Genomic DNA, 25,908 nt, shown 5'->3' with positions numbered 1-25,908 from the left:
CGATTTCATCGTCGGTCGCGGAACCGGCGTCGTCGCGCCGGCGATCACGCGATTGCCCGTCGAGACTATCGTTTCCGTGTGTCCGCTTCGATGCCGTCCCCGGGTGGGGATCTTCACACCACGTCCCAGACCACCAGCACCACCGGCCCCGCCACCGGCCCGGACGACCCCGGCAGTCGGCCCGAGCACGCCGACCGCGTGCGCGGCAGCGTCCTCGCCGGCGCCCTCGGTGACGCTCTCGGCTATGCCGTCGAGTTCGACTCCTGGTCCGCGATCGTCGCCCGCTGGGGCGAGGCGGGCGTGACGGATCCCGCCGGTCTCGATCGCCCGGTCATCTCCGACGACACGCAGATGACCCTGTTCACCCTCGAGGCCCTCGCCGAGGCGCTGCGGTGGGCCAACGAGGGTTCCGCCGCGGACGAGCTGGCGTGCCTGTGGCTGGCCTACCTGCGCTGGTATCGCACCCAGGGCGAGCTGCTGCCCGGCGACGCCCCGCAGCCGCCGGCCACCTGGCTGGAGTCCGACCCGTCGATGCGGCACCGCCGGGCCGCGGGCAACGCGTGCCTCTCCGGTCTCGGCAGCGGCCGGATGGGCACCGTCGAGCGGCCGGTCAACCCGGATTCCAAGGGCTGCGGGACGGTGATGCGTTCCGCTCCCTTCGGCCTCGTTCCGCACGTGCCGGTCGAGGACATGGTGCGCCTCGCCGCCCGTGGGTCCGCCCTGACCCACGGGCACCCCACCGCGGCCGCCGCGGCCGGCGCGCTGGCCGGCATCGTCGCCCGCATCATCCGCGGCGCGAGCCTGGAGGACGCGGTGGCGGCGACCGTCGCGACGCTGGCCGAGGCCGGCGACGGCGCGGCCGAGACCCTCGCGGCGCTGCGGCGGGCGGTCGAGGAGGCCGAGGCGGACCGCGCCGACCACGGCCCCGACTCCGCCCTGGACCCGCCTCGGTTGGCGCAGCGGTTCGGCGGCGGCTGGGTCGCGGAGGAGGCGCTGGCCATCGCCGTGTACTGCGCGCTCGTGGACGCCGACGACGATCCCGCCACCCACCTGCGGCGCGCCCTCGTGCGGGCCGCCAATCACGACGGGGACAGCGACTCGACCGCGGCGATCGCCGGCAACATCGTCGGCGCGTTGTACGGCACGACCGCGCTGGACCCGGCGTGGGTGGAGGCTCTCGTGGAGCGGGACGTGGTCGAGCGCGAGATCGACGAGTTCCTCGCCGCCGTGGGCGGCGCCCGCTGACGACGCCGCCCGCTCGTCGGGGACAGCCCGACCAGCGGCGGGAACCGCTCGACCAGCGGCAGGAACAGCTCGGCCGGCCCTCAGCCGGTCAGGCGCAGACCCTCGCCGACGGCGACCGCGTCCCGGCCGCGGGCGGGCCACACGTCGTCCCGCGAAGACGGCCAGTCGTCGGCGTCGTGCCGGCGGAACCGCCCGTCGACGACGTCGAACAGGGCGAGCTGGCGGGGTCGCGTCGGGTCCGTCGCCGAGCCCGGGCCCCAGGCGGTGACCGGCAGGTCGAGTCGGGCGAACAGCGTCGCGAGATCCTCGACCACGTGCCGGCGGGCGACGTCGATCATGATCCCGGCGCACGCGCGGGCGTCCTCGAGCGGGTCGTGGTGCTGCAGCAGGGGCACCCCGGCCTCGGCGGCGACGAAGGGCAGCGAGTAGGACGGCAACCGGTAGGTGCGCCGGGCCAGGCGTACGGTGCAGGCGGAGCGGGTCGGGGCGACCGTGACCCCGCAGGCGCGGGCGGCCTCGGTGAAGACCCCGAGATCGAAGGCGGCGTTGTGGGCGACCATCAGGTCACCGTCCACGAAGCGCTCGATCCGCTCCAGGGCATGCGCGGTCTTCTCCGCCCGGGCGACGTCGGCGGCGGTGATGCCGTGGATCGCGATATTGGCCGGCTCGAAGTGGTCGACGCCGGGCGGGGGACGCATCAGCCAGGAGGTCTCCTCGACCACGCGTCCGTCGCGGACCTTGACGAGACCGACGGCACACGGGGAGCCGCGGTGGCCGTTGGCGGTCTCGAAGTCGATGGCCGTGAACGCGATTCCCACCCCGCCACGCTACCGCCGACGCCGGCCCGCTCGCGGACACCATGCCGGGGACACCATGCCGCACGCCATTCCGGAGACGCTCCGGACGCAGCGCCGTCGCAACCCCGCCGCGTCGATCGTCGGTCCGGCACGGCCCCGGCTCAGCCCCGCCACAGGGTCGACCCCGTACCCTTGAGCGGTGATCCCGCTGCCCTCCTCCCTCGCCGCGACCCCCGTCGTCGCCGGCATCCTGCCGGACTGGCTCGACCCCAACGTGTTCCTGCGCGACCCGGCCCTGGCGCCGTGGATCGTGCTGCTGGTGTGCGCGTTCGTCTTCGCCGAGACGGGGCTGCTGGTCGGCTTCTTCCTGCCGGGCGACTCGCTGCTGTTCACGGCGGGCCTGTTGACCGCGACCGGGACCATCCAGGTGCCCATCGGCGTGCTGGGGCTGTGCGTCTTCGTCGCCGCGTTCGCCGGGGACCAGCTGGGCTACTACATCGGGCACCGGGCGGGGCCGGCCGTCTTCCGCCGGCCCGAGTCGCGATTGTTCCGCCAGGAGTACGTCGACCGTGCCCACGAGTTCTTCGAGCGGTTCGGCGGGCGCGCCGTCATCCTTGCGCGCTTCGTGCCGATCGTGCGCACCTTCGTCCCGGTGATCGCCGGGGTGGCGCGGATGCCCTACCGGACGTTCATCACCTACAACGTGGTCGGGGCGCTGCTGTGGGGCGTCGGCGTGACGCTGCTCGGGTTCTGGCTGGGTCAGTTCGACTGGGTGGGCCGGAACATCGACATCATCTTCATCGTCATCGTGGCGATCTCGGTGATCCCGATCGCCGTCGAACTGCTCAAGGCCCGGCGGACCAGCCGGCAGACCGGCCCGCGGAGCGAGACCGACCGCATCGACTGACCGCTCTCCGGTCAGTCGGCTCGGTTCCGCCCGCTAGCCGCGCCCGAGCGCGCTGACGACGTGCGGGACGAGCGCCCGCATCGCCTGCCCGCGGTGGCTGATCGCGTTCTTCTCGGCGGGCTCCAGTTCGGCGCAGCTGCGGTCGTGGCCGTCAGGGCGCAGGATCGGGTCGTACCCGAAGCCGTGCTCGCCCCGAGGCTGCCTCAACAGCGTGCCCCGCAGTTCACCGTGCACGACGACGGGCTCGACGCCCTCCCCCGCCGGACCCGGCACCACCAGCGCGGCCGCACAGATGAAGGCGGCCCCGCGGTGCTCGTCGACGTCGATGTCGCCCAGCTGGGCGAGCAGCAGGCGCAGGTTCGCCTCGTCGTCGCCGTGCCGTCCGGCCCAGCGGGCGGAGAAGATGCCGGGGGCACCGCCGAGCACGTCGACGGCCAGGCCGGAGTCGTCGGCGATCGCGGGCAGCCCCGTGGCCGCGGCGACCGCGTGGGCCTTGAGCAGGGCGTTCTCGGCGAAGGTCACGCCGGTCTCCCGCACGTCGGGGGCGCCGGCGGTCCCGGCGTCGATCACCTCGGTGTCGACGTCGAGCGTGCGGCCACCGGGCAGACCCGTTCCCCGGAGCATCTCCCGGAGCTCGACCAGCTTGCCCCGGTTGTGGGTGGCGAGGACGAGCCGGGGTCCTGCCGCGGGTGCGCTCACGCCTCGCCCAGGGTGGAGCGCTGGATGGCGGCGAGCTCGCTGGTGCCGGCGAGGGCGAGATCGAGCAGGGCGTCGAGCTCGGAGCGGTTGAACGGCGCGCCCTCGGCGGTGCCCTGCACCTCGACGAACTGCCCGGAGCCGGTGACGACGACGTTCATGTCGGTCTCGGCGCGCACGTCCTCGACGTAGGGCAGGTCCAGCATGGGGACGCCGTCGATGATGCCGACGCTCACGGCCGAGACGGTGTCCTTCAGCGGCTTCGCGGTGGGCTTGATCAGCTTCTGCGTGCGCGCCCAGGTCACCGCGTCGGCGAGGGCGACGTAGGCGCCGGTGATGGCGGCGGTGCGGGTACCGCCGTCGGCCTGCAGGACGTCGCAGTCGAGCACGATGGTGTTCTCGCCGAGTTCCTTCAGGTCGATGATCGAGCGCAGGGAGCGGCCGATCAGCCGGGAGATCTCGTGGGTGCGGCCGCCGATGCGGCCCTTGACCGACTCGCGGTCGGATCGGGTGTTCGTGGCGCGGGGCAGCATCGCGTACTCGGCGGTGGCCCAGCCGCGGCCCTCGCCCTTGAGCCAGCGGGGCACGCCCGCGGTCAGGGAGGCGGTGCACAGGACCCGGGTGTTGCCGAACTCGATGAGCGCCGACCCCTCCGCCTGAACGGACCAGCCGCGGGTGATGCTGATCGGCCGCAGCTCGTCCGGTGCGCGTCCGTCGGCCCGGACCACGGGCGCGATCGCGGAGGACGGGGTCGCGGCGGACGGGGCGGTGGTGGAGGCGTCAGTCATGGTTCCAGCCTAGGGGTTCGACGGTGGGGCGGTCGGCCCGACGGATGCGGCACGGGTCAGTCGCAGCGGGCCGTCATCCCGCCGTCGACGACGATCTCGGTGCCGGTGACGAAGCGTGCCTCGTCGGAGGCGAGGAAGAGCGCCGCGTGGGCGGTGTCCCGGCCGTCGCCCTCGTACGGCAGGGGCACGCGGGATCGCCGCTGGGCGATCAGCGCCTCGACGTCGCCACCGCTGCGCTGGCCCGCGAGCCGGGCCTCCACCATGGGGGTGTGCAGCTGGCCGGGCACCACGGTGTTGACCCGGATGCGGTCCGGCGCGTACTGGACGGCCGTGACGCGGGAGAAGGAGATCACCCCGGCCTTGGACGACGCGTACGCGACCTGCGCGGACCCCGTCCACCGGGTCCCGGACGTCGAGGCGATGTTGACGATGGCGCCGCCGCCGTTCTCGATCATGGACGGGATCACGGCGTGGCAGGTCCGGTAGACGCTGGTGAGGTTGAGATCGAGCTGGCGCGCCCACTCCTCCTCCGTCAGCTCGGCGGCGCCCCCGCGGCGGGAGCCGCCCACGACGTTGACGAGGACGTCGATCGCCCCGAAACGGTCCAGACAGGCGGTCACGAGCTGCTCCACCGAGGCGCTGTCGGTGACGTCGGCGAGATGGCCCTCCACGGTGTCCCCCGCCGCCCGGACGAGCTGCAGGGTCGGGTCGAGGGCCTCCGCGCTGATGTCGGCCGCGAACACGCGGGCTCCCTCGGCGGCGAAGACCGCGGCGCACGCGCGACCGTTGCCCCACCCGGGACCGACGCTGCCGGCCCCGACGACGAGGGCCACCTTGTCCTGCAGACGGGCTGTCATGGGTTCACTCCTGGATCGTGCGGGTGGCCGGGTCAGCGACCGGCGTGGTGGAAGGCGAACACCCGGCGCGAGGACGCGGTCACGGAGGCCATCACCCGGGCACGCCACGGGGTCGACGTGGCGTGCTTCCACTTCGCGGTCTCGCACAGGGAGGGGTGCGCGATGTCGTGGACGGTCAGCAGCGTCTCGCCGGGACCGTCCTGGAGCCGGAACTGGCGCACCCGGTCCCAGCCCTCGATCGCGATCAGCAGCGGAATGTGTTCCTCCTCGTACCACGTGCGCAGGCCCTCCTCGTCGGGCGAGGTCAGCCCCACGAGGACCTGGTAGCGGGGCTCGCCGTCGAGTCGGCCGGCCTCGTGGACGAGCGAGTAGCGGCGGCGATCGAGCGTGGCCAGCCGCTGCACCACGTGCTGTTCTCGCTCGCTCCGATGGGCCCGCAGCGCCGTGTAGGCGTCGGTGTCGAGGAAGCCGGGCTCGACGTCGTAGGTCGCGAGCCAGCCGGGAGCACGCCCGTCGGCCGCCCGGAACCGGTAGCCGGTGCGGAACTGGGGGAACTGCATCCGCAGGGGCACGTGTTCGTGGTCGTACCAGTCGTGGAACTCCTCGACCGGTACCTGACCGGGCTCGGAGTAGACGAGCAGGAGATCGTGGTCCACGGTCAGGTCCTCTCGGGGTCGGTGGGGCCGATGGTGTCGGTGGGGTGGGCGGGGTCGGTGGCTAGACTGGCCGTCTGTGCCCGAGGACGAGCGGCGTGCCGGTGCGCAGGTGAGAGGGAGCGGCAGTGTCTCGCGAGAATCCGGACGTCATCGATTCGGTCGAGAAGGCGTTCCGCCTGCTGCAGGTCTTCTCCCACGAGCACCCCTCCCTCACCATCAGTGAAGCCGCGGAGCTGTCCGCGCTGACACGCCCGACCGCGCGCCGCATCCTGCTGACGATGGTCGATCTCGGCTTCGCCGACGCCGACGGCAACCGCTTCACCCTCACCCCGAAGGTGATGCGCCTCGGTTTCGCCTACCTCTCGGCGCTCCCCTACTGGGAGACCGCCCAGCCCCACATGCGCAAGCTCGCGTCCGAGCTGAACGAGTCCTGTTCGATGGCCACCCTGGACGGGAACGAGATCGTCTACCTCACCCGGGTGCCCGGCAACCGGAGCATGGTGACGACGCTGAACACCGGGTCGCGCCTGCCCGCCTATGCGACGTCGCTGGGCAAGGTGCTGCTCGCTCATCTGGCCCCCGCCGAGCTGGATCGGTACCTGAGCGAGGTCGAGCTGGTCCCGCTGACGCCGAGCACCGTGACGGACCCCGACACGTTGCGCCGCGTTCTGGCGGAGGTCCGGGAACAGGGATACGCGACCGCGGACGGGGAGCGCGAGGAAGGCATCCGGTCGGCATCCGCTCCCGTCCTCGCCCGGGGTGGCCACGTCGTGGCCGCGATCAACGTCTCGGCCAACGCCGCCCGCGTGTCGCACGAGAAGCTCGTCTCCGCATACGTGCCGGCCCTGGTCGAGACCGCGCGGACCATCTCGGAGGAGATCGGCGCCGTCACCGTCATGCACTAGGCCCGAAGTCGAAGCACACCGCGGGATTGCGCACCAGGAGGAGCTCGCGTTCCTCCGGGGTGGGGGCGACGTCGAGCAGCGTGGTCACCAGGTCGCCGTCGTTGGGCATGAACCCGTGGGTGTTCGGGTGCGGGAAGTCCGTCCCCCAGACGCACCGGTCCGGTCGCGTGGTGAACAGCTCGCGGGCGAGGGCGACGGCGTCGTCCAGCCGCGGCGGGCGGGTCGCGATCCGGTCGGCGCCGCTGAGCTTGACCCACAGGTCGTCGTGCTCGGTCAACAGGGCCGTGAGGACGTCCCGCTCCGGCTGGGGGCGGCCGGCGGAGATGTCGAAGCGCCCCAGGTGGTCGATGACGATCCGCAGGGGGATGTCCGCGACGCGGTCGGCGACGTCGAGGATGGAGGACCCCATCACGTGGATCGCGAGGTGCCACCCGTACGGGCCGATCAGGTCGACGATCCGCGCGATCTCCGCCTGGGTGGGAGGCGTCCCCAGGTGCGGGGCGAAGTGGACCCGGGCCCCGCGCATGCCGGCGTCGTGCCAGCGTTCGACGTCCGCCGCGCTCGTCTCGGGCCCGACCAGCGCCACCCCGCGGTACCGGCCTTCCCCGCGCTCGAGCGCGTCCAGGACGGCCCGGTGGTCGGAGCCGTGGCACGCCGACTGGACCAGGACGGCACGCTCGAAACCGAGGAACCGGTGGAGCGCCTCGAGGTCCTCCAGGGGCACGTCCTCCGGGGTGAAGCTCCGGTCCGGCGCGTAGGGGAACCGTTCGTGGGGGCCGAAGATGTGCACGTGGGCGTCGCACGCGTTCGGCGGCAGCACGACGCGGGGCGGGTGCGGATGGCGGTCGGGACCGGGCGTGGTGACCTCGAGGGTGTGGGTCATGGTGTGCCTCGGTCCTGGCGCGCCTGCACGGGTTCACGGTCCGCGGCGGTGACCCCGAGGGCGACCAGGAATCGGGACACCATGTTGTACGAGGCGACCGTGGCCGTGAGCTCGACGATCTCCGCCTCGGAGAAGAGGCTGCGGAGCTGGTCGAAGGTGTGGTCGGTGACCGTCACCGCCCGGGTCATGGCGTCCGTGTACGCCAGGACGGCGTCGTACCGGGCGTCGTGCGTGAGGACCGTACCCTCCCGGGCGATCGACTCGATCACCGACTCCCGGACGCCGTACCGGCGCGCCAGGTCGACGTGAGCCGCCCACTCGTAGCCGGCGCCGTTCAGCACGGCCACCCGCAGGATGATCAGCTCGCGCAGGTCTCCGGGGATCGAGAACTCCTGACGCACCGCTCCGAGCAGGGCGTTCCAGCCCGCGGCGAGTCCGTCGTTGTGGGCGAGCAGCCGGTCCAGCGGGGTGAGGACGCCGCCGCGGCGTTCCAGCATCTTCTCGGCGGTGGTCCCGGTGGGGGTGGTGAAGGCGAGGCGGGGCATGTCGGCATTTCTCGTTTCGGGTTGGCCCGGGTCGGTCGGGGGTCGGTCAGTGTCGGTCAGGGGTGATCAGGGGGCCGTCACGACCGGAGCAGCGTCTCCGCCACGCGACGGAGCGCCCTCGGCCGTGGCGGTGCTCCCGGTCGGCTCGGCCGTCTGCACGAGGGGAGCCTCGAGGCCGCGCATGATCCGCAGGGCGCGGGGCCGGTCGAGCTGGCGCTCCCAGACACTGACGACGAGGCTGCCCATCATCTGACCGGACAGGCTGACCAGTCCTCGCATGGTGGAGAGGAAGCGGTCGACGCCGAGGATCAGCATGATGCCGACCACCGGCACGGTCCCGGTGGACGAGAGGGTCGCGGCGAGGATGACGAAGCCGGCACCGGCCACCCCGGCGCTGCCCTTCGAGGTGAGCATGAAGACGGCCAGCAGGGCGATCTGCTGCCAGATGCTCAGGTCGATGTCGAAGGCCTGGGCGATGTAGAGGGAGGCGAAGCCGAGGTACAGGCACACCCCGTCGCCGTTGAAGGCGTAGCCGGAGGGCACCACGAGGCCCACGATCGGCTTGGGGCAGCCGGCGCCCTCGAGCTTGCGCATCAGCTGGGGCATGACCGCCTCGTAGTTCGAGGTCCCGAGGGTGATGAGGATCTCGTCCTTGAAGTACCGGTACACCGCGAGCACCCGCAGGCCGCAGATCCGGGCGACGGCGCCGAAGACGAGGAGGCAGAACAGGATGCCGATGACCCAGAAGAGGACCACGATGGAGCCCAGACTGACCAGCGTCGCGACGCCGAACTTGCCCGTGGTGTAGGCCATCGCGCCGAACGCGCCGATCGGGGCCAGATACATGATCAGCTTGATGATGCCGAAGATGGCGTCATTGACCCGGCCGACCGCGGAGACGATCGCGTCCCCCCGGGCTCCCAGCATCTTGACCGCGACGGCGAAGAGCACCGCGATGAGCAGGACCTGCAGCACGTTGCCGTCGGTGAAGGCCCCGACGAAGCTCTTCGGGATGATGTTGAGGATGAAGTCGTACCAGTTCTGGTGCTGGCCGGTGCTCACGTAACCCTGCGCCGTGTCGTTGAGCTTGAGCTCGTTGGCGTTCGCGTGGATCCCGGCCCCCGGCTTGAGGAGGTTCATGACGACGAGGCCGATCGCCAGGGCGATGGTGGTCATCAGCTCGAAGTAGACGAGGGCCTTCACTCCGATCCGTCCCACCGAGGTCAGCTTCCCGGCGCCGGCGATGCCCGTGACGATGGTGCAGAACACCACCGGGGCGATCAGCATCTGGATCAGCTGGATGAAGCCGGTGCCGACCGGGGCGAGGGAGGCTCCGAATGAGGGGAAGACGAATCCGACGATCGCACCGAGGACGATGGCCACCGCCACCGTGATGTAGAGGCGCGGCCCGAACGCCGATTTCAGAAGACTTCTCATTGAGATCCACTCCGTTATGAATCTAGATGTCCGTCTGTCGTACGTGTGTATGACTGACGTACGATTGTTGCGTGCGTCACGGTGGCTGTCAACCGCTCGGACCGGTCGAACGGCTTCGCGAGACGGCTGCACGCCGTCGACGCCGGGGTAGCAGCACCGAACCGCGGGAGCCGGGATCACCAGGACTCGCTTGCGCGGGTACCCGCAACACTGCTGTCACCTCGGCACGGTTGCTTCGGTGCTCAGAAGGGTGGCGGGTCGTCCGGTTCGGTGACGTAGCGTCGACCGGTCGGAGAGGTCCAGGTCAACACGCTCGTCGTTCCATGCGCAGGCACGCGGGTGACCTGATCCCGGCGCCTGACTGCCCGGCCGTCGTCATCGACCTCGTCGCTCCGTGTCGACGTCGCTGGTGGCGGCGTTGCCGGTGGCGGTGTTGCAGGTGGCGGTATCGGTGGTGGGTCGCTGGTGACGGTCCACCCCGCGTGGTGTTTGAGGACATGGTGCTTCCGGCACAGGTGCGCCAGATTGGACGGCTCGCTGGTGCCGCCGTCGGCCCAGGCCGTCACGTGGTCGAGGTCGCAGCCCGCCGCGTTGCGTCGGCAACCCGGGAACCGGCAGGTGCCGTCGCGGACCTGCAGCGCCCGCCGCACCGCCGCCGGGATCCGATACAGGCGACCCGTCGTCACCAGCACCGGCACGACCTGCCCGACGTCGACCCCGGATCCGTCGCCCTGGCACGGGCAGCCGGTCCCCCCGGCCGCCGTCCCGGCCGTGACGCCGAGCAGAAACGATCCCGCACGGACGGCCAACGCCCGGGCATCAGCAGCCGGGATCAGCCCGAAATCCCCCAGTTCGCCCGGCTCGTCCCCACCGAGCAGCGTCGCCGCCGGCACCGTCAGCAACACCCGCGGCATTGGCCCCTCGTCACCGGAGTACCGGGGCACGCCCCCACCGGTCGCGGACAACACCGCCGCACGGTCACCGTCGGGAGCTCTGCCGCCATCGAGGGCACCGTCACCGCGCGCCACGCGGCCGACGCCGCCAGTCCCGGCAGAGCCGCCAGTCCCGCCAGTCCCGGCAGCAGTCCCGCCAGCACCATCACAGTCGAGAGCAGTGCACGGATGAGCAGCGATGCCGGTCAACAGGTCGGCCAGCACGTCGGCCCGGAGCTGCCCGATCGTCGGGCCTTCATCGACCGCAGTCCCGGCCATGACCGCAGCGGCATCGTCCACCTTGTCGACCGAAGGGACGGACTCCTGCAGCGCTCGAGCCAGGGACGAGAGCCTGCCGTCGATCCGCCAGGCCACTGCCGCGGGCAGCAGCGCGCTCAACCGGGCCATCCCATCCCGGTCCGGGCTGATCCGCACATACCGATCCGATCGTGCGGTTCCCTCCCGCTCACGGAACGACCGGGGGTGCAGGCGATCACGGAGCTGACGAGCCCGCCGCCGCAGCTGCGCGGGAGCGCGACCCCGAACGGCCGCCTCGAGCAGACACCGCTCCGTGTTGGCGATCGCGACCGCCCAGGCATCCGCATCCGGCCGGTCGACACCGGTTGTGGTCAGGGCATCGGCGTACTCGGCCGTCGCGTCCAGGATCGTGTCGGCAGCGGATGCCGTGACGGCTCCCTGGGCCAGTGCCGCCGACGTCGCCGGCAGGAGATCGGTCAGTCGCTCGGCCCGCCGCAGCAGACCATGGACCTCAACTTCGCTGGTGCGCAGGGCGCACGCCACCTCCGCGACGCCGGCCCGCTCGCCCACGCCCAGACGCTCCACCCGCGACAGCCCCCGTCCACCCGGCAACGCGTCGACCTCGTCATCGAACCCGATCGGATGGAGCTCCACCCAGCGCGCCTGCTCCTCGGCGGCCAGGCGAGCCGTCTGCGCCGCGAGCCGGTGCTTCGCCCACACCAACCAGGCCTCCAACCGCCGCAGGTCCTCCAGTGCCGCCACCCCGGTCTCGAGACTGGAGACCTCGTCGACGATCCGCGCCACTCGGCCCGCGACCTCGCCGGCCGGCAGGACATCGCCCGTCGGCTGCTCGACCACAGTGGCGGTCATCAGCGCAACTTCGTCCAGTCCCGGCAAGGCGGTATCGCCGACCGGCGGTGACGCCGGAGGGCGGGTCGTCGAAGCAGTGCGTGCTTCCATGACCTCACTCAACCAGCCACCACCGACAGAACTGATGTTCACCTCCGGTGCCCCCGGCACGGACTGATCGATCGAGCCAGGCGGCAAGGACGACGGCACTTCGACGGCACCACCGCGCGCATCCGCCACCGCCACGCCGGCATCGCGCATCGCCGCCTGCGGCACCAGCCCACCGCCCGCCGGCGTCGAGACCGGCCGGCGGGGAGTCACTGAACCCGAACGGGCTTCCATGACCCCACTCCACCAGCCGCCACCGACAGAACTGTCGCCGCGGTCCGGCAGCAGGATCAGTCAGCGGTCCGGCAGTCATCACGGGGAAACAGAGAGGTCGCGCCAGCGACTCGGAGGATCAGCGACGAGCACCCGGCGCGGCACGACGCCCACAGAGCGCCCGACACAACCCGCCCCGGGAACCTACCCCCGGTCGACGCGGCCGTCGCCGCGCAGCACGAAGACGTCCCCGGCGGCCACGGTCTCGACCTGGCCGGTGAACACCTCGCGCGCCTCAGCGCGGCTGCGCACCGGGTCGTTCCACACCGGCAGGTGGGTCAGCGCCAGGACCCGGGCACCGGCCGAGCGCGCCGACTCCCCCGCCCGCAGTCCGGTCAGGTGCACCCCACGCACGGCGTCGTCCCGGCCCTCGTGGTAGGCCGCCTCGCACAGGTAGAAACAGGCGGCCCTCGCGGCCTCGTCCAGCGCCGGGCACGCGTCGGTGTCGCCGGAGTACGCGAGCACGGCCTCCGCGCCGTCGTCGCCGGGTCCGGTGATCCGCAGCGCGTACGCCTCCTCGACCGGGTGGTCCACCGGATAGGGCGTGACCGTGAACGGCCCGATCCGCTCCGTCCTCATGGCGGCCCAGGTGTGGAACGCGAACTCCGCGTGCATGCCCGGGTCCGGCGGCAGCTCCGCCACCATCGCGAGCCGGTCGGCCAGCATGCCGGCGGCGTACACGGGCACCGGGTGCCCGCTCCAGCCCGCCGGATTCCAGCGCAGCGCCACGTGCAGCCCCACCATGTCGAGGTAGTGGTCCGCGTGGGCGTGGGAGATGATCACGGCGTCCAGCTGGTCCAGGTCGATGTAGGACTGCAGGGCCCCGAGGGACCCGCTGCCCAGGTCCATGGCCACGTTCCAGGTGCGTCCGTCGGCGTCCTCCGCGGACAGCAGGTAGCACGACGCCGGGGAGTCCGGGCGCGGGAAGGAGCCGGCGCAGCCGACGATGGTGACGCGCATGCTCACGCGACTCCCCCGCCGGACCCGAGCCGGGTGCGGTGGATGATCTGGTCGGTCGAGCGGGCGGCGACGCGCGTCGGCACGGTCATCGCGGCCCGGCTGGCCACCGACTCCCGCGCGGCGGCGAGCATCTCGGGGGTGATCCGGGCGAGGGTGCCGGTGGGATAGCGGGCCGCGACGTGGTCGGCGTGCTCGACGTCGCGCACCTCGGGCCCGAGGAAGCGGCGGGCGAGGGACTCGAACTGGGCAGGGTCCCCGGTGGCGAGGAACTGGTGCTGCGGCGCCGGCCCCCCGGCGGGGCGGGCCAGATCGTGGTCGATCAGGGCCCGGTAGACGTCCTTGGCCGTCTCCTCGGCGCTGGAGACGAGGGTGACCCCGTCGCCCATCTGGTAGGAGATGACGCCGGTCAGCAGCGGGTAGTGGGTGCAGCCGAGCACGAGCGTGTCCACGTCGGCGTCCTTGAGCGACGCGAGGTACTTCCCCGCCGTCTCGAGCAGTTCCGGCCCGCTGGTGATGCCCGCCTCCACGTAGTCGACGAACGCGGGGCAGGACGCCGAGGTGATCTGCAGGTGCGGCGCGGCCGCGAAGGTGTCCTCGTAGGCCCGGGAGCCGACGGTCGCGGCCGTGCCGATGACGCCGATCCGGCCGTTGCGGGTGGAGGCCACCGCGCGGCGGACCGCGGGCTGGATGACCTCGATGACGGGGATGCCGTACGCGGCGGTGTAGCGCTCCCGCGCGTCCCGCAGCACCGCGGCCGAGGCCGAGTTGCAGGCGATGACCAGGAGCTTGACGCCGGCGTCCACCAGCTCGTCCATCACGCCGAGGGCGTTGGCGCGGACCTCCGCGATCGGGAGCGGGCCGTACGGGGCGCGGGCGGTGTCACCCACGTAGAGGATCGACTCGTGCGGCAGCTGGTCGATGACGGAGCGGGCCACCGTCAGGCCGCCGACACCGGAGTCGAAGATCCCGATCGGGGCGAAGCTGCGGGCGCGCGCCGGGTCGACGTCGTCGCTCGACGTCGAGCTGGGGACGGCACGTTTCATTGAAGGAAGACTAGCCGTTCCCTGAGCGCCGCCAGAACTTCACGTCCCGTCTGCTTGCTCACACGCCGGACCGGAATGCCGGCAGCGACGTCAGCGATCGAGGGCGCGCAGCAGTGCCTGCATCAGGGTGTCCTGGAGCCAGGTGAGGAAGTTGTAGACCAGCGCCAGGTAGCTCTCGAGGTCCGTGGCCTCGGCCCAGTCGGTGATGCCGTGCAGGCGCGTCGCGTCCTCGTCGGTGACGATGTTCAGCCGGTCCGCCAGCACGAGCCGGACGTCGTTGATCGCCTTCGAGAGGATGGTCGCCTGCTCGGGGTCCAGCTGGATCGGATCCGACTCGATCATCAGCTGCGCGGCGCGCAGGCCCGCGCTCTTCTGCTCGCGCAGGCCCCGTTCGGTCAGGCGGCGGAACTCGAGGGAGGCGTCGTCGTCGCCGTCGACGGCGTCCGGCAGCAGCCGCCGCACCGCGGTGTCCTCCGGGACGGACGCGTCGGGGTCGATGCCCACCAGGGCGGCCAGGGGGTCGGCGTCGGGCGCGGTCTCCGGTTCGACCATGGAGGCGACGTCGTGGAACAACTTGCCCAGCAGCTCGCGCTCGGCGTCCTCGAGGGAGCCGGTGATGCCGCGGCGGGTGGACTTGAAACCGTGCGCCATCAGCTCTCGTCCGCCCGGCGGTAGGTGGCCCACAGGCCGTACCCGTGCATGGCGGTCGTGTCCTGCTCGATCTTCTCCCGGCTGCCGGTGGCGACCACGGAGCGGCCCTGCTGGTGCACCTCGAGCATGAGGGTGTTCGCCTTCTCCGCGGAGTAGCCGAAGTAGCTGCGGAACACGTAGCTGACGTAGCTCATCAGGTTGACCGGATCGTTCCAGACGATCAGCACCCACGGCACGTCGGTCTGGTTGCGCACCTCAGGCTCGGTCTGCGAGGCCGGCGACGAGAGCGGGGAGGTCTGCTCGATCGGGGCGGCGATGGACATTGCTCCATCGTAGTTCGCCGCAGCGACACGCAGAGCACCCGGCCCGACGGCCCGCCCGCGGCGTGACCTAGGGTGGACCCCGTGAGTGACGCGACACCCGCGCGCCGGCCCAGCACGGCGCTGTTCACCGATCACTACGAGCTGACGATGCTCCAGGCCGCCCTGCACTCCGGGGCCGCCCATCGCCGCTCGGTCTTCGAGGTCTTCGCCCGCCGGCTGCCCACCGGGCGCCGGTACGGCGTGGTGGCCGGCACCGGCCGGCTGCTCGAGGGCATCGCCGACTTCCGGTTCGGCGAGGAGCAGCTGGCCTTCCTCGAGTCCCGGCGCGTCGTGAACCAGCAGACGCTGGACTACCTCGCCGACTACCGGTTCACCGGCTCGGTCCGCGGTTACGCCGAGGGCGAGATGTACTTCCCCAACTCCCCGATCCTTTCCGTCGAGGGCACGTTCGCCGAGGCCTGCCTGCTCGAGACCTACCTGCTCTCCGTTTTGAACTACGACAGCGCGATCGCCTCCGCCGCCTCCCGCATGACGCTGGCCGCCGGCGAGCGTCCCTGCCTGGAGATGGGCGCCCGGCGGATCCAGGAGGACGCCGCCGTCGCCGCCTCCCGCGCCGCCGTCATTGCCGGCTTCACCGGGACCTCCAATCTCGAGGCGGGCCGCCGCTGGGGGCTGACCACGATCGGCACCGCGGCGCACTCCTTCACCCTGCTGCACGACAGCGAGGAGGAGGCCTTCGCCGCCCAGCTGGAGTCGATGGGTCACGACACGACGCTGCTCGTCGACACCTACGACGTCGAGGCGGCCGTCCGCACCGCCGTCCGGCTCGTCGGCGCCGAGCTCGGCGCGGTCCGCCTGGACTCCGGCGACCTGGCCGTGCAGGCCACCGAGGTGCGGGACCTGCTCGACTCCCTCGGCAATCGGGACACCAGGATCACGGTGACCTCGGACCTGGACGAGTTCGCCATCGCGGGCCTGGCCGCCGCGCCCGTCGACTCCTACGGCGTCGGCACCCAGCTGGTGATCGGCTCCGGCGTACCGACCGCGTCCATGGTCTACAAGCTCGTGTCCCGGCAGGGCGAGGACGGCCGCTGGGTCAACGTCGCGAAGGCCTCCAAGGACAAGGCGTCCGTGGGCGGGGACAAGTGGGGACTGCGCCGCCGGGACACCGAGGGCATCGCCACCGCGGAGGTCGTGCGGATCGGTGGACGGCCGGACAACGACGGCGACGACCGGCCGTTGACCTGTGACTTCATCGTGGACGGGACGCTGCAGGACGGGTGGACCGGGCCGGAGGGCGTGACCCGGGCTGCGGAGCATCACGCCGCCGCCCGGGCCGAGCTGCCACGCGCGGTGCAGTCGATGTCCCGCGGCGAGCCGGTGATCCCGACCGTCGTCGAGACCAGCTGAGGCCGTCCGGAACCGTCCGGAACCGACCGGAACGGGCGCCGGATGATCGCCGGTATGACCGACCGCGAGCGCGAGGAGCGAACATGGGCAGGGCACTGATCGTCGTGGACGTGCAGAACGACTTCTGCGAGGGCGGCTCGCTCGCCGTGGACGGCGGGGCCGCCGTCGCCGCGGCGATCACCGGGTACCTGCACGCGCATCGTGACGCCTACGACGCCGTCGTCGGCACGCAGGACTGGCACATCGACCCGGGCACGCACTTCTCCGAGCACCCCGACTTCGTCACCAGCTGGCCCGTGCACTGCGTGGCCGGCAGCCCGGGCGCGCAGCTGCACCCGGACCTGGACGGCTCGGCCATCGACGTCCTCTTCCACAAGGGCGAGTACTCCGACGGCTACTCCGGGTTCGAGGCGCACACGAGCGATGCGGCCTCCCCGCAGGATCTCGCCCGCTGGCTGCGGGATCGTGACCTCGACACGCTCGACGTCGTCGGCATCGCCACCGACCACTGCGTGCGGGCCACCGCGCTCGACGGCGCCCGGGCCGGCTTCACGGTGTCCGTGCTGACCGACCTGACCGCGGGTGTGGCCCCGGACGCGACGGAGCGGGCGATCGCCGAGCTGGCCGCCGCGGGCGTCCGGATCACCGACAGCGGCGACGCCACCGGCACCGCGTCATGACCGAGGGGCTGCCCGCGCGCGACGGGAACCGGCGGCGGGTCGTCGTCCTCGGCGGCTCCGGACTGCTCGGCGCCCGCGCCGCCGACGCGATCGCCGCCCGCGGCCACGAGGTGGTCCGCGTCAGCCGCTCGACCGGCGTGGACGCGGTCACCGGCACGGGCCTGGCCGAGGCGTTCGCCGGGGCGGACACCGTCGTGGACTGCCTGAACATCACGACGACGCGGCGCCGCCCGGCGGTCGACTTCTTCACCACGTCCGCGACGCACGTCGCGGACGCCGCCCGTGCCGCCGGCGTCGGCCACGTCGTCTGCCTGTCCATCGTCAACGTCACGGAACCGGGCCTGCGCTCGGCTCTCGGGTACTACGCGGGCAAGGCCGCACAGGACGACGTGTACCGGGGCCGGCTGCTCGACGGTCCGGCGAGGGTGGGATTCACGAGCCTGCGTTCGACGCAGTGGTTCGACTTCGCCGAGCAGCTGCTGCGCCAGCTCCGCCTCGGGCCGCTGGCCGTGGTGCCGGCGATGCGGGTCCAGCCGGTGTCCGCCGACGCCGTCGCCGAGGCGATCGCCGACGCGGTCGACGCCGGGCCGGAGGGTGCCGCCCGCACGATCGACGTCGCCGGGCCCGAGGTGCTCGATACCGGCACGATGGCGCGGCGGCTGGCCGAACGGCGCGGCACCCCGGCCGTCGCGACCGTGCCGATCCCCTCCCGTACCCTGCGGACCGGCGGTCTGCTGCCCCCGCCCGGTGCCCGGATCGATCCGCGCACCTTCGACGACTGGCTGGCCGAGCAGCGGTCTTGACCCGGGCGAACCGGTCGTCCGGCATCCTCCGTGCCACGGATTCGGTACCGTGGAGGCGGCTGTCTCCGCCGTGACCCCGATCGACCAGGAGCCCCTCGTGAGCCCCCGCACCCTGTTCCGCCGTCTCGCCCTGATCGAGGCCGTCACCTGGACCCTGCTGCTGATCGGCATGGTGCTCAAGTACGTCACGGCCACCACCGACCTCGGGGTGCGGATCGGCGGCGGCCTGCACGGCCTGGCGTTCCTCGCCTACCTCGCCGCGACGGTCTACGTCGCGATCGACGGCCGCTGGTCCGCCGGCCGCACCGCCGTGGGCCTCGCCTCCGCGGTGATCCCGTACGCGACCCTGCCGTTCGAGCACTCCACCGAGCGCCGCGGCCTGCTCGGCGACCGGTGGCGGCTGGGCCCTGCCGCTGGTGAGACGGGCGCCGGTGGGACGGCCGAGGTGCCGCGTACCGCGCTGGAACGGCTGCAGGCGGCCACGCTGCGCCGGCCGGTGGTGACCGTCGTCATCGGTGTCGTCGTCGTCCTCGCCGTGTTCGGCGCGCTGCTCGTCGTCGGGCCGCCGGTCCCCCGCAGCTGACTCACCGGCGCGCTAACGCGCCAGCGCGCGGCCGACCGTCCGGCCGGTGAACAGGCAGCCCCCGAGGAACGTGCCCTCGAGCGCGTTGTAGCCGTGCAGTCCGCCGCCGCCGAAGCCGGCCGCCTCCCCCGCCGCGTACAGGCCCGGGATGGGCGTCGCCGTGCCGTCGAGCACCCGTCCGTCCAGGTCGGTCTGCAGACCGCCGAGCGTCTTGCGGGTGATGACGTGCAGCCGGACGGCGATCAGCGGCCCGGCCGCCGGGTCGAGCACCCGGTGCGGTGAGGCGACCCGCATCAGCCGGTCCCCGCGGAAGCGGCGGGCGTTGCGGATGCCCACCACCTGCGCGTCCTTGGCGAACGGGTTGGCCAGCTGGGTGTCGCGCTCGGCGATCTGCCGTCGCAGTCCCTCCACGTCCAGCAGCGGTCGCCCGGTCAGGGCGTTCATCCCGGCCACCAGTTCCTCGAGGGTGTCGGCGACGACGAAGTCCTCCCCGCGCTCCTTGAACGCCTCGACCGGACCGGGTGCGCCGCGGCCGAGCCGGGTCCGCACCAGGAGCTTGAGGTCCTTGTTCGTCAGGTCGGGGTTCTGCTCGGAGCCGGAGAGGGCGAACTCCTTCTCGATCATCGTCTGGGTGAGCACGAACCAGGAGTGGCTGTGCTCGGCCAGATCCGGCGTCGTGCGCAGGTGCCGCAGCGTGGCGAGCGTGTCGTAGCCGGGCAGCGCCGGGAAGGGCAGCCGGCGGCCGAGCGCGTCGAACCACAGCGGTGACGGACCGGGCAGGATGCGGATGCCGTGCCCGGGCCACACCGGGTTCCAGTTGGCGATGCCCTCGGTGTAGTGCCACATCCGGTCCCGGTTGACCAGCCGTCCACCGGCGCGCGCGGTGGCCTCGAGCATCCGGCCGTCCACGTGGGCCGGGACGCCGGTGATCATGTGCGCGGGCGGGGTGCCGAGCCGCTCGGGCCACCAGCGGCGGATCGCGTTGTGGTCGGCGCCGATGCCGCCGGAGGCGACGACGACGGCGTCCGCGGTGACGCTGAAGTCGCCGACTGGGTCCCTGTTCGAGGAGACGCCGCGTGGGGCGTCGTCGTCGGCCAGGATCGTGCCGCGCACCCCGGTCACCGCGCCGCCCGTCACGACGAGCTCGTCCACCCGATGCCGGAACAGCAGGCGGATCGCGCCGTCGGCGGCGGCCTGCGTCGCCCGCTGCGCGAAGGGGCCGCTGACGCCCGTGCCGGTGCCCCACGGCACGTGGAAGCGCGGCACCGAGTTGCCGTGCCCGGCGGCGCGACCGTCCCCGCGCTCCGCCCAGCCGACCACGGGGGTGAAGGAGACACCCATCGAGCGCAGCCAGTCCAGCTTCTCGCCGGCGGCGAACTCGACGTACTTCTCGGCCCAGCGGATCGCCCACTCGTCCTCGGGATGATCCCCGTCCTGCCGGTCCCAGCCGGCGCTGCCGGCCCAGTCCTGCCAGGCCAGCTCCGCGGAATCCTTCACTCCGAGGCGCCGCTGCATCGGGGTGTCGACGAGGAACAGCCCGCCGAAGGACCAGTGCGCCTGGCCGCCGAGGTTGTTCGCGTTCTCCTGCTCAAGGACGATGACGCTCCGCCCGGCGGCGACGAGCTCGTGGCAGGCGGTCAGGCCGGCGAGCCCGGCCCCGATGATGACGACGTCGGCATGCATGGGCACCATCCTGCCGGACGTCGTTCCCGCCAGGTCGTCAATAGATGCTCACGTCAGGGCCGTTTCGGGCCCGGATAGAACATCTATTGACGAGCTGGCGCAGGAGAAGCGCTACTTGCGGCCGATGAACCAGTTCTGCAGCTTCGCGAGCCGACTCTTCAGCTGCACCTCGTTGGCCTGGGCGACGGGCGGGCCACCGCACAGCCGCCGCAGTTCGGCGTGGATGACGCCGTGCGGGGTGCCGGAGCGGGCGGACCAGGCGGAGACGTTCTTCGCCAGTTCGTTGCGCAGGTCCTTGAGCATCCGGTGGTCCGGCACGGCCGGGCCGGTCGGCGCGGGGCGGGTCGACTTCTTGCGGCGCAGCTCCTCGGCCTGGCGCTGCCGCAGCAGGTCACCGATCTGGTCGGCGTCGAGCAGGCCCGGGATGCCGAGGAAGTCCTGCTCGTGCTCACCGCCGAGCTCGCCACCGGTGCCGAACTCGCTGCCGTCGAAGAGCACCCGGTCGAACGACGCCTGGGACTCGAGGGCCTCGAACTTCGCCTTCGTCAAGGAGTCCGACGCGCGGTCCTCCCGGTTGGCGGCGGCCAGCTCGTCGTCGTCGAGCATCTCGTCCGACTCGACCTCGATGGTCGAGACCGGTCGGTCCAGGGCGTGGTCCCGCTCGAGCTCCATCTGGTTCGCCAGGTCGGTCAGCGCGGGCACCGACGGCAGGAACACCGACGCCGTCTCCCCACGCTTGCGGGCCCGGACGAAGCGGCCCACGGCCTGGGCGAAGAACAGCGGGGTCGACGTCGACGTCGCGTACACGCCCACCGCCAGGCGCGGCACGTCGACGCCCTCGGACACCATCCGCACCGCGACCATCCAGCGGCGGTCGGACTCGGTGAACTCCTCGATCTTCTTCGACGCGGCCTTGTCGTCGGAGAGGACCACGGTGGTCGGCTCCCCGGTGATGCGCTTGAGGATCGCGGCGTACGCCTTCGCATCCGTGTGGTCCGTGGCGATGACGAGACCGCCGGCATCCGGCACGGTGTGCCGCACCTCGGTCAGCCGGCGGTCCGCCGCGGCGAGCACCGAGGGGATCCACTCCCCCTCGGGGTTCAGGGCCGTGCGCCAGGCGTGGGCGGTGATGTCCTTCGTGGCGCCCTCACCGAGGTTGGCGGCCATCTCCTCGCCCTCGGACGTGCGCCAGCGCATCTGGCCGGCGTAGGCCATGAAGATGACGGGGCGGACGACGTGGTCCTTCAACGCGGGCCCGTAGCCGTACGAGTAGTCCGCCCGGGAGCGGCGGATGCCGTCGCCGTCCTCGGCGTACTCGACGAAGGGGATCTGGGCGGTGTCGGAGCGGAAGGGGGTACCGGTCAGGGACAGGCGCCGGGTGGCGGGATCGAACGCCTCGCGCAGCCCGTCGCCCCAGGACAGCGCGTCGCCGCCGTGGTGCACCTCGTCGAGGATGACGAGCGTGTTGGCCGCCTCGGTGCGGGCGCGGTGCAGCATCGGCTTGCTGGCCACCTGCGCGTAGGTCAGGGCGACGCCGACGAAGTGGTCGCCGTGCTTCCCGTCGGCGTTCTTGAAGTTCGGGTCCAGCGCGATGCCGATCCGGGCCGCGGCGTCGGCCCACTGCCGCTTGAGGTGCTCGGTGGGGGCGACGACGGCGATCCGGCGGACGGTGCGCCGGGCCAGCAGCTCGGCCGCCAGCCGGAGGGCGAACGTCGTCTTGCCGGCGCCCGGGGTCGCGACGGCGAGGAAGTCCTTCGGATCGGACGCGAAGTACTTCTCGAGAGCCTCGGCCTGCCACGCGCGCAGCTTCTGCGCGGTGCCCCACGCGGCGCGATCGGGGTACGCGGGCGGCAGCGAGGCACCCGCATCGGCCTGGGCTTCGAAGAGCGATTCGTTCATCACGGTGCCGCGCGGTGCTTGTCCGCGCGCGGCTGCTTCCTTTCTCTCCTGCTGGTGACCGGCATGGCCGGTCCGATCCCGGCGCGAGCGCCGGTGGGCGTCCTCCGGTCGGCGTCCTCCGCCGGCGTTCTCCGCCGGCGTGGAGGCGTCCGTCGTCTCCGTCGGCACGCGCGTCGGTGCGTGTCCTCAGCCGGTACGCAGCCGGGTCCGCAGACCGGCCGCCAGGGCGACGAGGGCGAGCACGGCGAAGACGACCCACATCAGCACGTAGACGCCCGCTCCCTCGGCCCGGACGTCGGCGACCTGCGCGACCGCGAGACCGAACAGAGCGCCGGCACCGGCGGTGCCCACGACGCCGCCGAGCTGGTCGGCCAGCTGCATCGAGGAGGCGTTGACGCCGCGGTCGGCGTCGGTCGAGTACCGCAGCGTCAGGACCCCCGCGACGGAGGTGCCGACGCCCATCCCGAACCCGGCGACCGCCCAGACGATCATAGCCGCCCACAGCCCCGCCGGCCCGGTCACCACGACGGCCATGGCCGCCATCGACCCGGCCACCAGCGCCGCCGCGAGGGCGATCAGGCGGTGCGGCGGCACGCGCGTCCGGGCCTGCCAGAACGCGCCCGTGGTCCAGCCCACGGCCCCCGTCGTCAGCGTCAGCCCGGCGACGGCGGGCGGGGCAGCCTGCACGCTCGTGAGCATCAGCGGCAGGAACGCCTCGGCGCCGAAGAAGGAGACGGAGAGGCCGAGCCGCGCCCACATCACGGCGGGCAGCCCGGCGCCGAACCGGAAGAACCCGGCCGGCATCAGCCGCCGCAGGGCCAGGGCGCTGACGACGACGGCGACGGCGGTGAGCGCGATCGGCAGCAGGGCGCCGGTCGGCGAGGCGGTCCCGTTCGGCGAGGCCGACCCCTTCGCCGACGCCACGGCGGCGGTGAGCGCGGTCTGGGCCGCCAGCACGGCCGCGGCGAGTACCAGCCCGGCGATCAGCCGACGGCGCGCCGCGGCGCCGGTCAGCTCGGGGGTGGTGGGGGCGCCGGCGCCGCGCAGCTGCCGCCGGATCGCGAGGACGGCGACGACGACCACGGGCACGACGCCGGCGAACACGAGACGCCACGCCCCGATCTGGGCGAGCAGGCCGGCCGCGAGCGGGCCGATCAGGGACGGCAGCACCCAGGCCGCCGACATCCAGCCGAACAGCTGGGGCTGCAGGCGCTCCGGCAGACAGAGGCCGATCAGCACGTAGACCGCGACGATCATCAGCCCGCCCCCGGCTCCGGAGACCGCCCGCCCGACGATGAGGATCGGGAAGTCGCCGGCGAGGGCACAGGTGAGCAGGCCGACGGTCATCAGTGCGAGCCCCACGAGCATGGCCGGCCGCGGGCCGGACCGGTCGCACCAGGACCCGGCCAGCACGGTGGCGGCCAGCGAGGCGGTCAGGTAGATCGAGAAGGCGAGCCCGTATTCGCCGGTGCCGCCGAGGTCGGCCGAGACCACGGGCATCGCCGTCGTCACCGCCATCGCCTCGAACGCGAAGCAGGCGACGATCGCGAGCAGCCCGAGCGTCAGCGCCCGGTGCGGGGGCTCGAGCGGGGACCCCGGCACCGGGGTGCCGCTGGCGGTACCGGCGTCCGGCCGCGTGGTCATGCGCCGGTGCTCATCCGCGGCGGCACATCGGGAAGGCCCTCAGTTGTCCTGGCCCTCGTCGTCGTCGCCGGGGCGCATGCCCTCGTAGATCTCCTTGCACTGCGGGCACACGGGGAAGCGCTGCGGGTCCCGGCCGGGGGTCCAGACCTTGCCGCACAGGGCGATCACGGGCTCGCCCGAGAGGGCGGACTCCATGATCTTCTCCTTGCGCACGTAGTGGGAGAAGCGCTCACGGTCGCCCGGCTCGAGTTCCTCGCGCTGCTCCTCGCGCTCGATGGTCGCGGTGCCACCGGCGGGGCGGGACGGCTCGGCGAAGGGGTCGCCGGCAGGGGGGAAGGGATCGTTGGGGAGGGACATGACGCCATCCTACGCGGGGGCTCCGACAGCCCGACGGGGAGCCGTCCGGCTCAGTGCCGCGCGGGCAGCACCGGGACCAGGAGGTGCGAGTCGAATCGCCCGCCGGTGTGCACCACCTGGCGGCCGACGTTCACCGTCTGCCCGTGCCGGGCGAAGGTGAGGTGCTCGGGATAGCGCATCACGTCACTCCCCTGCACGACCAGCAGCAGCGTCTCCCCCGCCTCGAACCGGGTGCCCGAGGGCCACACCTCGATGTCGAGCCGGGTCGGCTCGCCCGGGGTGAGCGGCAGTTCCCGTCGGTGCGCCAGCACCGGCATGGCGTCCGTGGACCGCTCGGGATCGAGTTCGCGGTGCGAGGCCCGCTGCCAGCCGACGGCGACCGGTCCGTCCTCGAACTGGCCGTAGTAGGGGAAGCCGACCTGCCTGCCCTGCGTGTTGAGCTTGAACAGGGCGACGAAGACGTCCATGTCCGTGGCCTCGTCGGCCGAGACCCAGAGGGCGGCCTTGACGTGGCCGACCAGCTCGACCGCCTCGGAGAAGGTGATCGCGAACGTCGCCCGGCGGGGGGCCAGGCCGCTGCCCAGCCCGTCGTAGCCGACCTCCTCCTCGGTGCCGGGCGCCTCCCAGCCGAGCGAGCCGTCTCCGGCCCGCAGGTACAGCGGCCGGTCGGCGACGTCCTCGAGCGGCCACTGCTCGGCGTCCCGCCAGGTGCCCCGGTAGTAGGCATCGCGCACCTCCGCGCGCACCCGCGGCCAGGAGTCGATGCCGGTGTCCGGCCGGCCCAGCAGGAAGTGGTCGAAGAACGCCCGCTGGCGCTCGATCAGCTCGGGCTCGTAGTAGTAGGCCCACTTCTTCCGGCCGTGTACGTCGAGCCACTTCTGCGGCGATGAGATCCGGCGGAACCCCTCCAGGGTGCCGCGGGAGTGCAGCCCCTGGTCGGCCCAGCTGGCCACCACATAGGCCGGCACCCGGATGTCCTCCAGCGGCGGCACCTTGGACGCCCAGAAGTCGTCGAAGAAGGGGTGGGCGGCGGTCTCGGCCTCGAGGTCCTCGATCTCCGTCGTGCCGGCGCCCCAGCGGTCCCAGATGTAGGGCCAGAACGACGTCTCCGGGATGCCGCCGTGCCGCGCGACCTCGCGGTAGGTGTCGTTCCAGCCCTCCCACGGGTTGATCGCCGCCAGGTGCGGCGGGTTCAGGGCCGCGACCCGCCACTGCAGGCTGGCGAGGTAGGAGACCCCGGACAGCCCCACCCTGCCCGCACTCCAGGGCTGCGTGCCGGCCCACTCGACCAGGTCGGCGAACGCCCGCGCCTCCTCCGGCGAGTGGTAGGTGGCGCGGCCCTCGGAGTACCAGGTGCCGGGGCAGTCGGCCAGCACGAGGGCATAGCCGTGCGGCAGCCAGTACTCGGGATCGGGCGCCTCAAAGGTGGTCAGATCGGAGGTCCACTCCGGCTTCACCCCGGCGTTCGGGTAGATCTGCCCGATCGGCGCCGGATTGTGCTTGCCGTAGGGCGACCAGCTGATCAGCGGCGCGGCCGGCACGTCCGTGTCGGGCCGGTAGACGTCCACGTAGAGGACGTGGCCCTCGTCGCCGAACGGGACGGCGACGTCCCGCTCGATGACCATGCCCGGACGGCGTTCCACGCGGGGCCGCGGTGGCCGGCCCGCCCGCGACTCGGGCGTGCTCCGGGGACCGCGGAACAGGTACTCGACCTTCTCGCTCATGACTCTCCTTCG

25 protein-coding genes are annotated in these 25,908 nt (G+C 72.5%); 7 read left to right on the top strand and 18 right to left on the bottom strand.

The window, feature by feature from the left end:
- Positions 1–78: 78 nt before the first annotated feature.
- Positions 79–1,245, top strand: a complete 1,167-nt coding sequence (locus tag BGP79_RS00715; protein ID WP_233120994.1) for an ADP-ribosylglycohydrolase family protein — start codon at positions 79–81, stop codon at positions 1,243–1,245.
- A gap of 80 nt (positions 1,246–1,325) precedes the next feature.
- Here BGP79_RS00715 and BGP79_RS00710 read toward each other — a convergent pair whose 3' ends face one another.
- On the bottom strand, positions 1,326–2,063 hold the full coding sequence (locus BGP79_RS00710) for a 3'-5' exonuclease (protein WP_076692778.1): 738 nt from the start codon (positions 2,061–2,063) through the stop codon (positions 1,326–1,328).
- Between the two features lie 178 nt (positions 2,064–2,241).
- Here BGP79_RS00710 and BGP79_RS00705 point away from each other — a divergent pair, with 178 nt between their 5' ends.
- Entirely contained in the window at positions 2,242–2,949 is a 708-nt protein-coding gene (locus tag BGP79_RS00705; protein WP_076692777.1) for a DedA family protein, read from the top strand.
- A gap of 33 nt (positions 2,950–2,982) precedes the next feature.
- On the opposite strand, the gene rdgB is transcribed toward BGP79_RS00705, so the two are convergent.
- Genes rdgB through BGP79_RS00685 form a run of 4 tightly spaced genes read right to left on the bottom strand, consistent with a single transcriptional unit; the run spans position 2,983 to position 5,946 of the window.
- The gene (gene rdgB / locus BGP79_RS00700; protein ID WP_076692776.1) at positions 2,983–3,648 is read right to left on the bottom strand and encodes an RdgB/HAM1 family non-canonical purine NTP pyrophosphatase; all 666 of its coding nucleotides are present in this window, start codon (positions 3,646–3,648) and stop codon (positions 2,983–2,985) included.
- Positions 3,645–4,433 carry a ribonuclease PH gene (rph, locus tag BGP79_RS00695; protein ID WP_076692775.1) on the bottom strand — a complete coding sequence of 263 codons (789 nt, stop codon included), beginning with the start codon at positions 4,431–4,433 and terminating at the stop codon, positions 3,645–3,647. The genes rdgB and rph overlap by 4 nt, the downstream gene beginning before the upstream one ends.
- Before the next feature lie 56 nt (positions 4,434–4,489).
- Positions 4,490–5,290 carry an SDR family NAD(P)-dependent oxidoreductase gene (locus BGP79_RS00690; RefSeq protein ID WP_076692774.1) on the bottom strand — a complete coding sequence of 267 codons (801 nt, stop codon included), beginning with the start codon at positions 5,288–5,290 and terminating at the stop codon, positions 4,490–4,492.
- A 32-nt stretch (positions 5,291–5,322) separates the two neighbouring features.
- On the bottom strand, positions 5,323–5,946 hold the full coding sequence (locus BGP79_RS00685) for a hypothetical protein (RefSeq protein ID WP_076692773.1): 624 nt from the start codon (positions 5,944–5,946) through the stop codon (positions 5,323–5,325).
- A gap of 125 nt (positions 5,947–6,071) precedes the next feature.
- Here BGP79_RS00685 and BGP79_RS00680 point away from each other — a divergent pair, with 125 nt between their 5' ends.
- Positions 6,072–6,851, top strand: coding sequence for an IclR family transcriptional regulator C-terminal domain-containing protein (locus BGP79_RS00680; protein WP_076692772.1), 780 nt, complete (start codon positions 6,072–6,074; stop codon positions 6,849–6,851).
- Here BGP79_RS00680 and BGP79_RS00675 read toward each other — a convergent pair.
- The 8 genes from BGP79_RS00675 to clpS all read right to left on the bottom strand — a co-directional run bounded on the left by BGP79_RS00675 (position 6,841) and on the right by clpS (position 15,113).
- On the bottom strand, positions 6,841–7,734 hold the full coding sequence (locus BGP79_RS00675) for an amidohydrolase (protein WP_076692771.1): 894 nt from the start codon (positions 7,732–7,734) through the stop codon (positions 6,841–6,843). The genes BGP79_RS00680 and BGP79_RS00675 overlap by 11 nt on opposite strands.
- Positions 7,731–8,279 (bottom strand): carboxymuconolactone decarboxylase family protein, encoded by a 549-nt coding sequence (locus tag BGP79_RS00670; protein ID WP_076692770.1) that lies wholly within the window; start codon positions 8,277–8,279, stop codon positions 7,731–7,733. Before BGP79_RS00670 ends, BGP79_RS00675 begins: the two co-directional genes overlap by 4 nt.
- Before the next feature lie 66 nt (positions 8,280–8,345).
- Complete coding sequence (locus BGP79_RS00665; RefSeq protein ID WP_198928398.1) at positions 8,346–9,716, bottom strand: cation:dicarboxylate symporter family transporter; 1,371 nt, start codon at positions 9,714–9,716, stop codon at positions 8,346–8,348.
- A gap of 242 nt (positions 9,717–9,958) precedes the next feature.
- A complete protein-coding gene (locus BGP79_RS00660; RefSeq protein ID WP_083701434.1) occupies positions 9,959–12,097 on the bottom strand; it encodes an HNH endonuclease signature motif containing protein in 2,139 nt (712 codons plus the stop codon).
- A 183-nt stretch (positions 12,098–12,280) separates the two neighbouring features.
- Positions 12,281–13,096 carry an MBL fold metallo-hydrolase gene (locus tag BGP79_RS00655; protein WP_076692768.1) on the bottom strand — a complete coding sequence of 272 codons (816 nt, stop codon included), beginning with the start codon at positions 13,094–13,096 and terminating at the stop codon, positions 12,281–12,283.
- Positions 13,097–13,098: 2 nt separating this feature from the next.
- Positions 13,099–14,139 (bottom strand): glutamate racemase, encoded by a 1,041-nt coding sequence (gene murI, locus BGP79_RS00650; protein ID WP_083701433.1) that lies wholly within the window; start codon positions 14,137–14,139, stop codon positions 13,099–13,101.
- A gap of 90 nt (positions 14,140–14,229) precedes the next feature.
- Positions 14,230–14,790, bottom strand: coding sequence for a DUF2017 domain-containing protein (locus tag BGP79_RS00645; RefSeq protein WP_076692767.1), 561 nt, complete (start codon positions 14,788–14,790; stop codon positions 14,230–14,232).
- Entirely contained in the window at positions 14,790–15,113 is a 324-nt protein-coding gene (clpS, locus tag BGP79_RS00640; protein WP_076692766.1) for an ATP-dependent Clp protease adapter ClpS, read from the bottom strand. Before clpS ends, BGP79_RS00645 begins: the two co-directional genes overlap by 1 nt.
- Positions 15,114–15,194: 81 nt before the next feature.
- Here clpS and BGP79_RS00635 point away from each other — a divergent pair, with 81 nt between their 5' ends.
- The 4 genes from BGP79_RS00635 (at position 15,195) to BGP79_RS00620 (ending at position 18,589) form a co-directional block, all read left to right on the top strand.
- Entirely contained in the window at positions 15,195–16,523 is a 1,329-nt protein-coding gene (locus BGP79_RS00635; RefSeq protein WP_076692765.1) for a nicotinate phosphoribosyltransferase, read from the top strand.
- An 83-nt stretch (positions 16,524–16,606) separates the two neighbouring features.
- On the top strand, positions 16,607–17,203 hold the full coding sequence (locus tag BGP79_RS00630; RefSeq protein ID WP_076692764.1) for an isochorismatase family protein: 597 nt from the start codon (positions 16,607–16,609) through the stop codon (positions 17,201–17,203).
- A complete protein-coding gene (locus tag BGP79_RS00625; RefSeq protein ID WP_076692763.1) occupies positions 17,200–18,006 on the top strand; it encodes an SDR family oxidoreductase in 807 nt (268 codons plus the stop codon). Before BGP79_RS00630 ends, BGP79_RS00625 begins: the two co-directional genes overlap by 4 nt.
- A gap of 97 nt (positions 18,007–18,103) precedes the next feature.
- Positions 18,104–18,589, top strand: coding sequence for a DUF3817 domain-containing protein (locus BGP79_RS00620; protein WP_143588252.1), 486 nt, complete (start codon positions 18,104–18,106; stop codon positions 18,587–18,589).
- A 12-nt stretch (positions 18,590–18,601) separates the two neighbouring features.
- On the opposite strand, the gene BGP79_RS00615 is transcribed toward BGP79_RS00620, so the two are convergent.
- The 5 genes from BGP79_RS00615 to BGP79_RS00595 form a co-directional block, all read right to left on the bottom strand.
- Positions 18,602–20,272 carry an FAD-binding dehydrogenase gene (locus tag BGP79_RS00615; protein WP_076692762.1) on the bottom strand — a complete coding sequence of 557 codons (1,671 nt, stop codon included), beginning with the start codon at positions 20,270–20,272 and terminating at the stop codon, positions 18,602–18,604.
- Between the two features lie 111 nt (positions 20,273–20,383).
- A complete protein-coding gene (locus BGP79_RS00610; protein WP_076693240.1) occupies positions 20,384–22,171 on the bottom strand; it encodes a DEAD/DEAH box helicase in 1,788 nt (595 codons plus the stop codon).
- Between the two features lie 186 nt (positions 22,172–22,357).
- The gene (locus BGP79_RS00605) at positions 22,358–23,815 is read right to left on the bottom strand and encodes an MFS transporter (protein WP_076692761.1); all 1,458 of its coding nucleotides are present in this window, start codon (positions 23,813–23,815) and stop codon (positions 22,358–22,360) included.
- Positions 23,816–23,854: 39 nt separating this feature from the next.
- Entirely contained in the window at positions 23,855–24,172 is a 318-nt protein-coding gene (locus BGP79_RS00600) for a DUF3039 domain-containing protein (protein WP_076692760.1), read from the bottom strand.
- 50 nt (positions 24,173–24,222) lie between these two features.
- Positions 24,223–25,896: a CocE/NonD family hydrolase gene (locus BGP79_RS00595; RefSeq protein WP_083701432.1), complete on the bottom strand. Its 1,674-nt coding sequence runs from the start codon at positions 25,894–25,896 to the stop codon at positions 24,223–24,225.
- Between the last annotated feature and the right edge of the window lie 12 nt (positions 25,897–25,908).

Source organism: Tersicoccus sp. Bi-70 (genome assembly GCF_001968825.1).
Classification (GTDB): domain Bacteria; phylum Actinomycetota; class Actinomycetes; order Actinomycetales; family Micrococcaceae; genus Tersicoccus.
The sequence above is the reverse complement of the archived record's forward strand: the minus strand, read 5'-3'. Positions and strand labels throughout refer to the sequence as shown.

Excerpts from the sequence above, each read along its gene's own strand:
- BGP79_RS00630 (WP_076692764.1), top strand. The coding sequence starts at position 16,607 with ATGGGCAGGGCACTGATCGTCGTGGACGTGCAGAACGACTTCTGCGAG.
- BGP79_RS00655 (WP_076692768.1), bottom strand. The coding sequence starts at position 13,096 with ATGCGCGTCACCATCGTCGGCTGCGCCGGCTCCTTCCCGCGCCCGGAC.
- BGP79_RS00615 (WP_076692762.1), bottom strand. The coding sequence starts at position 20,272 with ATGCATGCCGACGTCGTCATCATCGGGGCCGGGCTCGCCGGCCTGACC.
- murI (WP_083701433.1), bottom strand. The coding sequence starts at position 14,139 with ATGAAACGTGCCGTCCCCAGCTCGACGTCGAGCGACGACGTCGACCCG.
- BGP79_RS00690 (WP_076692774.1), bottom strand. The coding sequence starts at position 5,290 with ATGACAGCCCGTCTGCAGGACAAGGTGGCCCTCGTCGTCGGGGCCGGC.
- BGP79_RS00665 (WP_198928398.1), bottom strand. The coding sequence starts at position 9,716 with ATGAGAAGTCTTCTGAAATCGGCGTTCGGGCCGCGCCTCTACATCACG.
- BGP79_RS00625 (WP_076692763.1), top strand. The coding sequence starts at position 17,200 with ATGACCGAGGGGCTGCCCGCGCGCGACGGGAACCGGCGGCGGGTCGTC.
- BGP79_RS00610 (WP_076693240.1), bottom strand. The coding sequence starts at position 22,171 with ATGAACGAATCGCTCTTCGAAGCCCAGGCCGATGCGGGTGCCTCGCTG.
- BGP79_RS00670 (WP_076692770.1), bottom strand. The coding sequence starts at position 8,279 with ATGCCCCGCCTCGCCTTCACCACCCCCACCGGGACCACCGCCGAGAAG.
- BGP79_RS00675 (WP_076692771.1), bottom strand. The coding sequence starts at position 7,734 with ATGACCCACACCCTCGAGGTCACCACGCCCGGTCCCGACCGCCATCCG.
- BGP79_RS00600 (WP_076692760.1), bottom strand. The coding sequence starts at position 24,172 with ATGTCCCTCCCCAACGATCCCTTCCCCCCTGCCGGCGACCCCTTCGCC.
- BGP79_RS00605 (WP_076692761.1), bottom strand. The coding sequence starts at position 23,815 with ATGACCACGCGGCCGGACGCCGGTACCGCCAGCGGCACCCCGGTGCCG.
- BGP79_RS00660 (WP_083701434.1), bottom strand. The coding sequence starts at position 12,097 with ATGGAAGCCCGTTCGGGTTCAGTGACTCCCCGCCGGCCGGTCTCGACG.
- clpS (WP_076692766.1), bottom strand. The coding sequence starts at position 15,113 with ATGTCCATCGCCGCCCCGATCGAGCAGACCTCCCCGCTCTCGTCGCCG.
- BGP79_RS00595 (WP_083701432.1), bottom strand. The coding sequence starts at position 25,896 with ATGAGCGAGAAGGTCGAGTACCTGTTCCGCGGTCCCCGGAGCACGCCC.
- rph (WP_076692775.1), bottom strand. The coding sequence starts at position 4,433 with ATGACTGACGCCTCCACCACCGCCCCGTCCGCCGCGACCCCGTCCTCC.
- BGP79_RS00645 (WP_076692767.1), bottom strand. The coding sequence starts at position 14,790 with ATGGCGCACGGTTTCAAGTCCACCCGCCGCGGCATCACCGGCTCCCTC.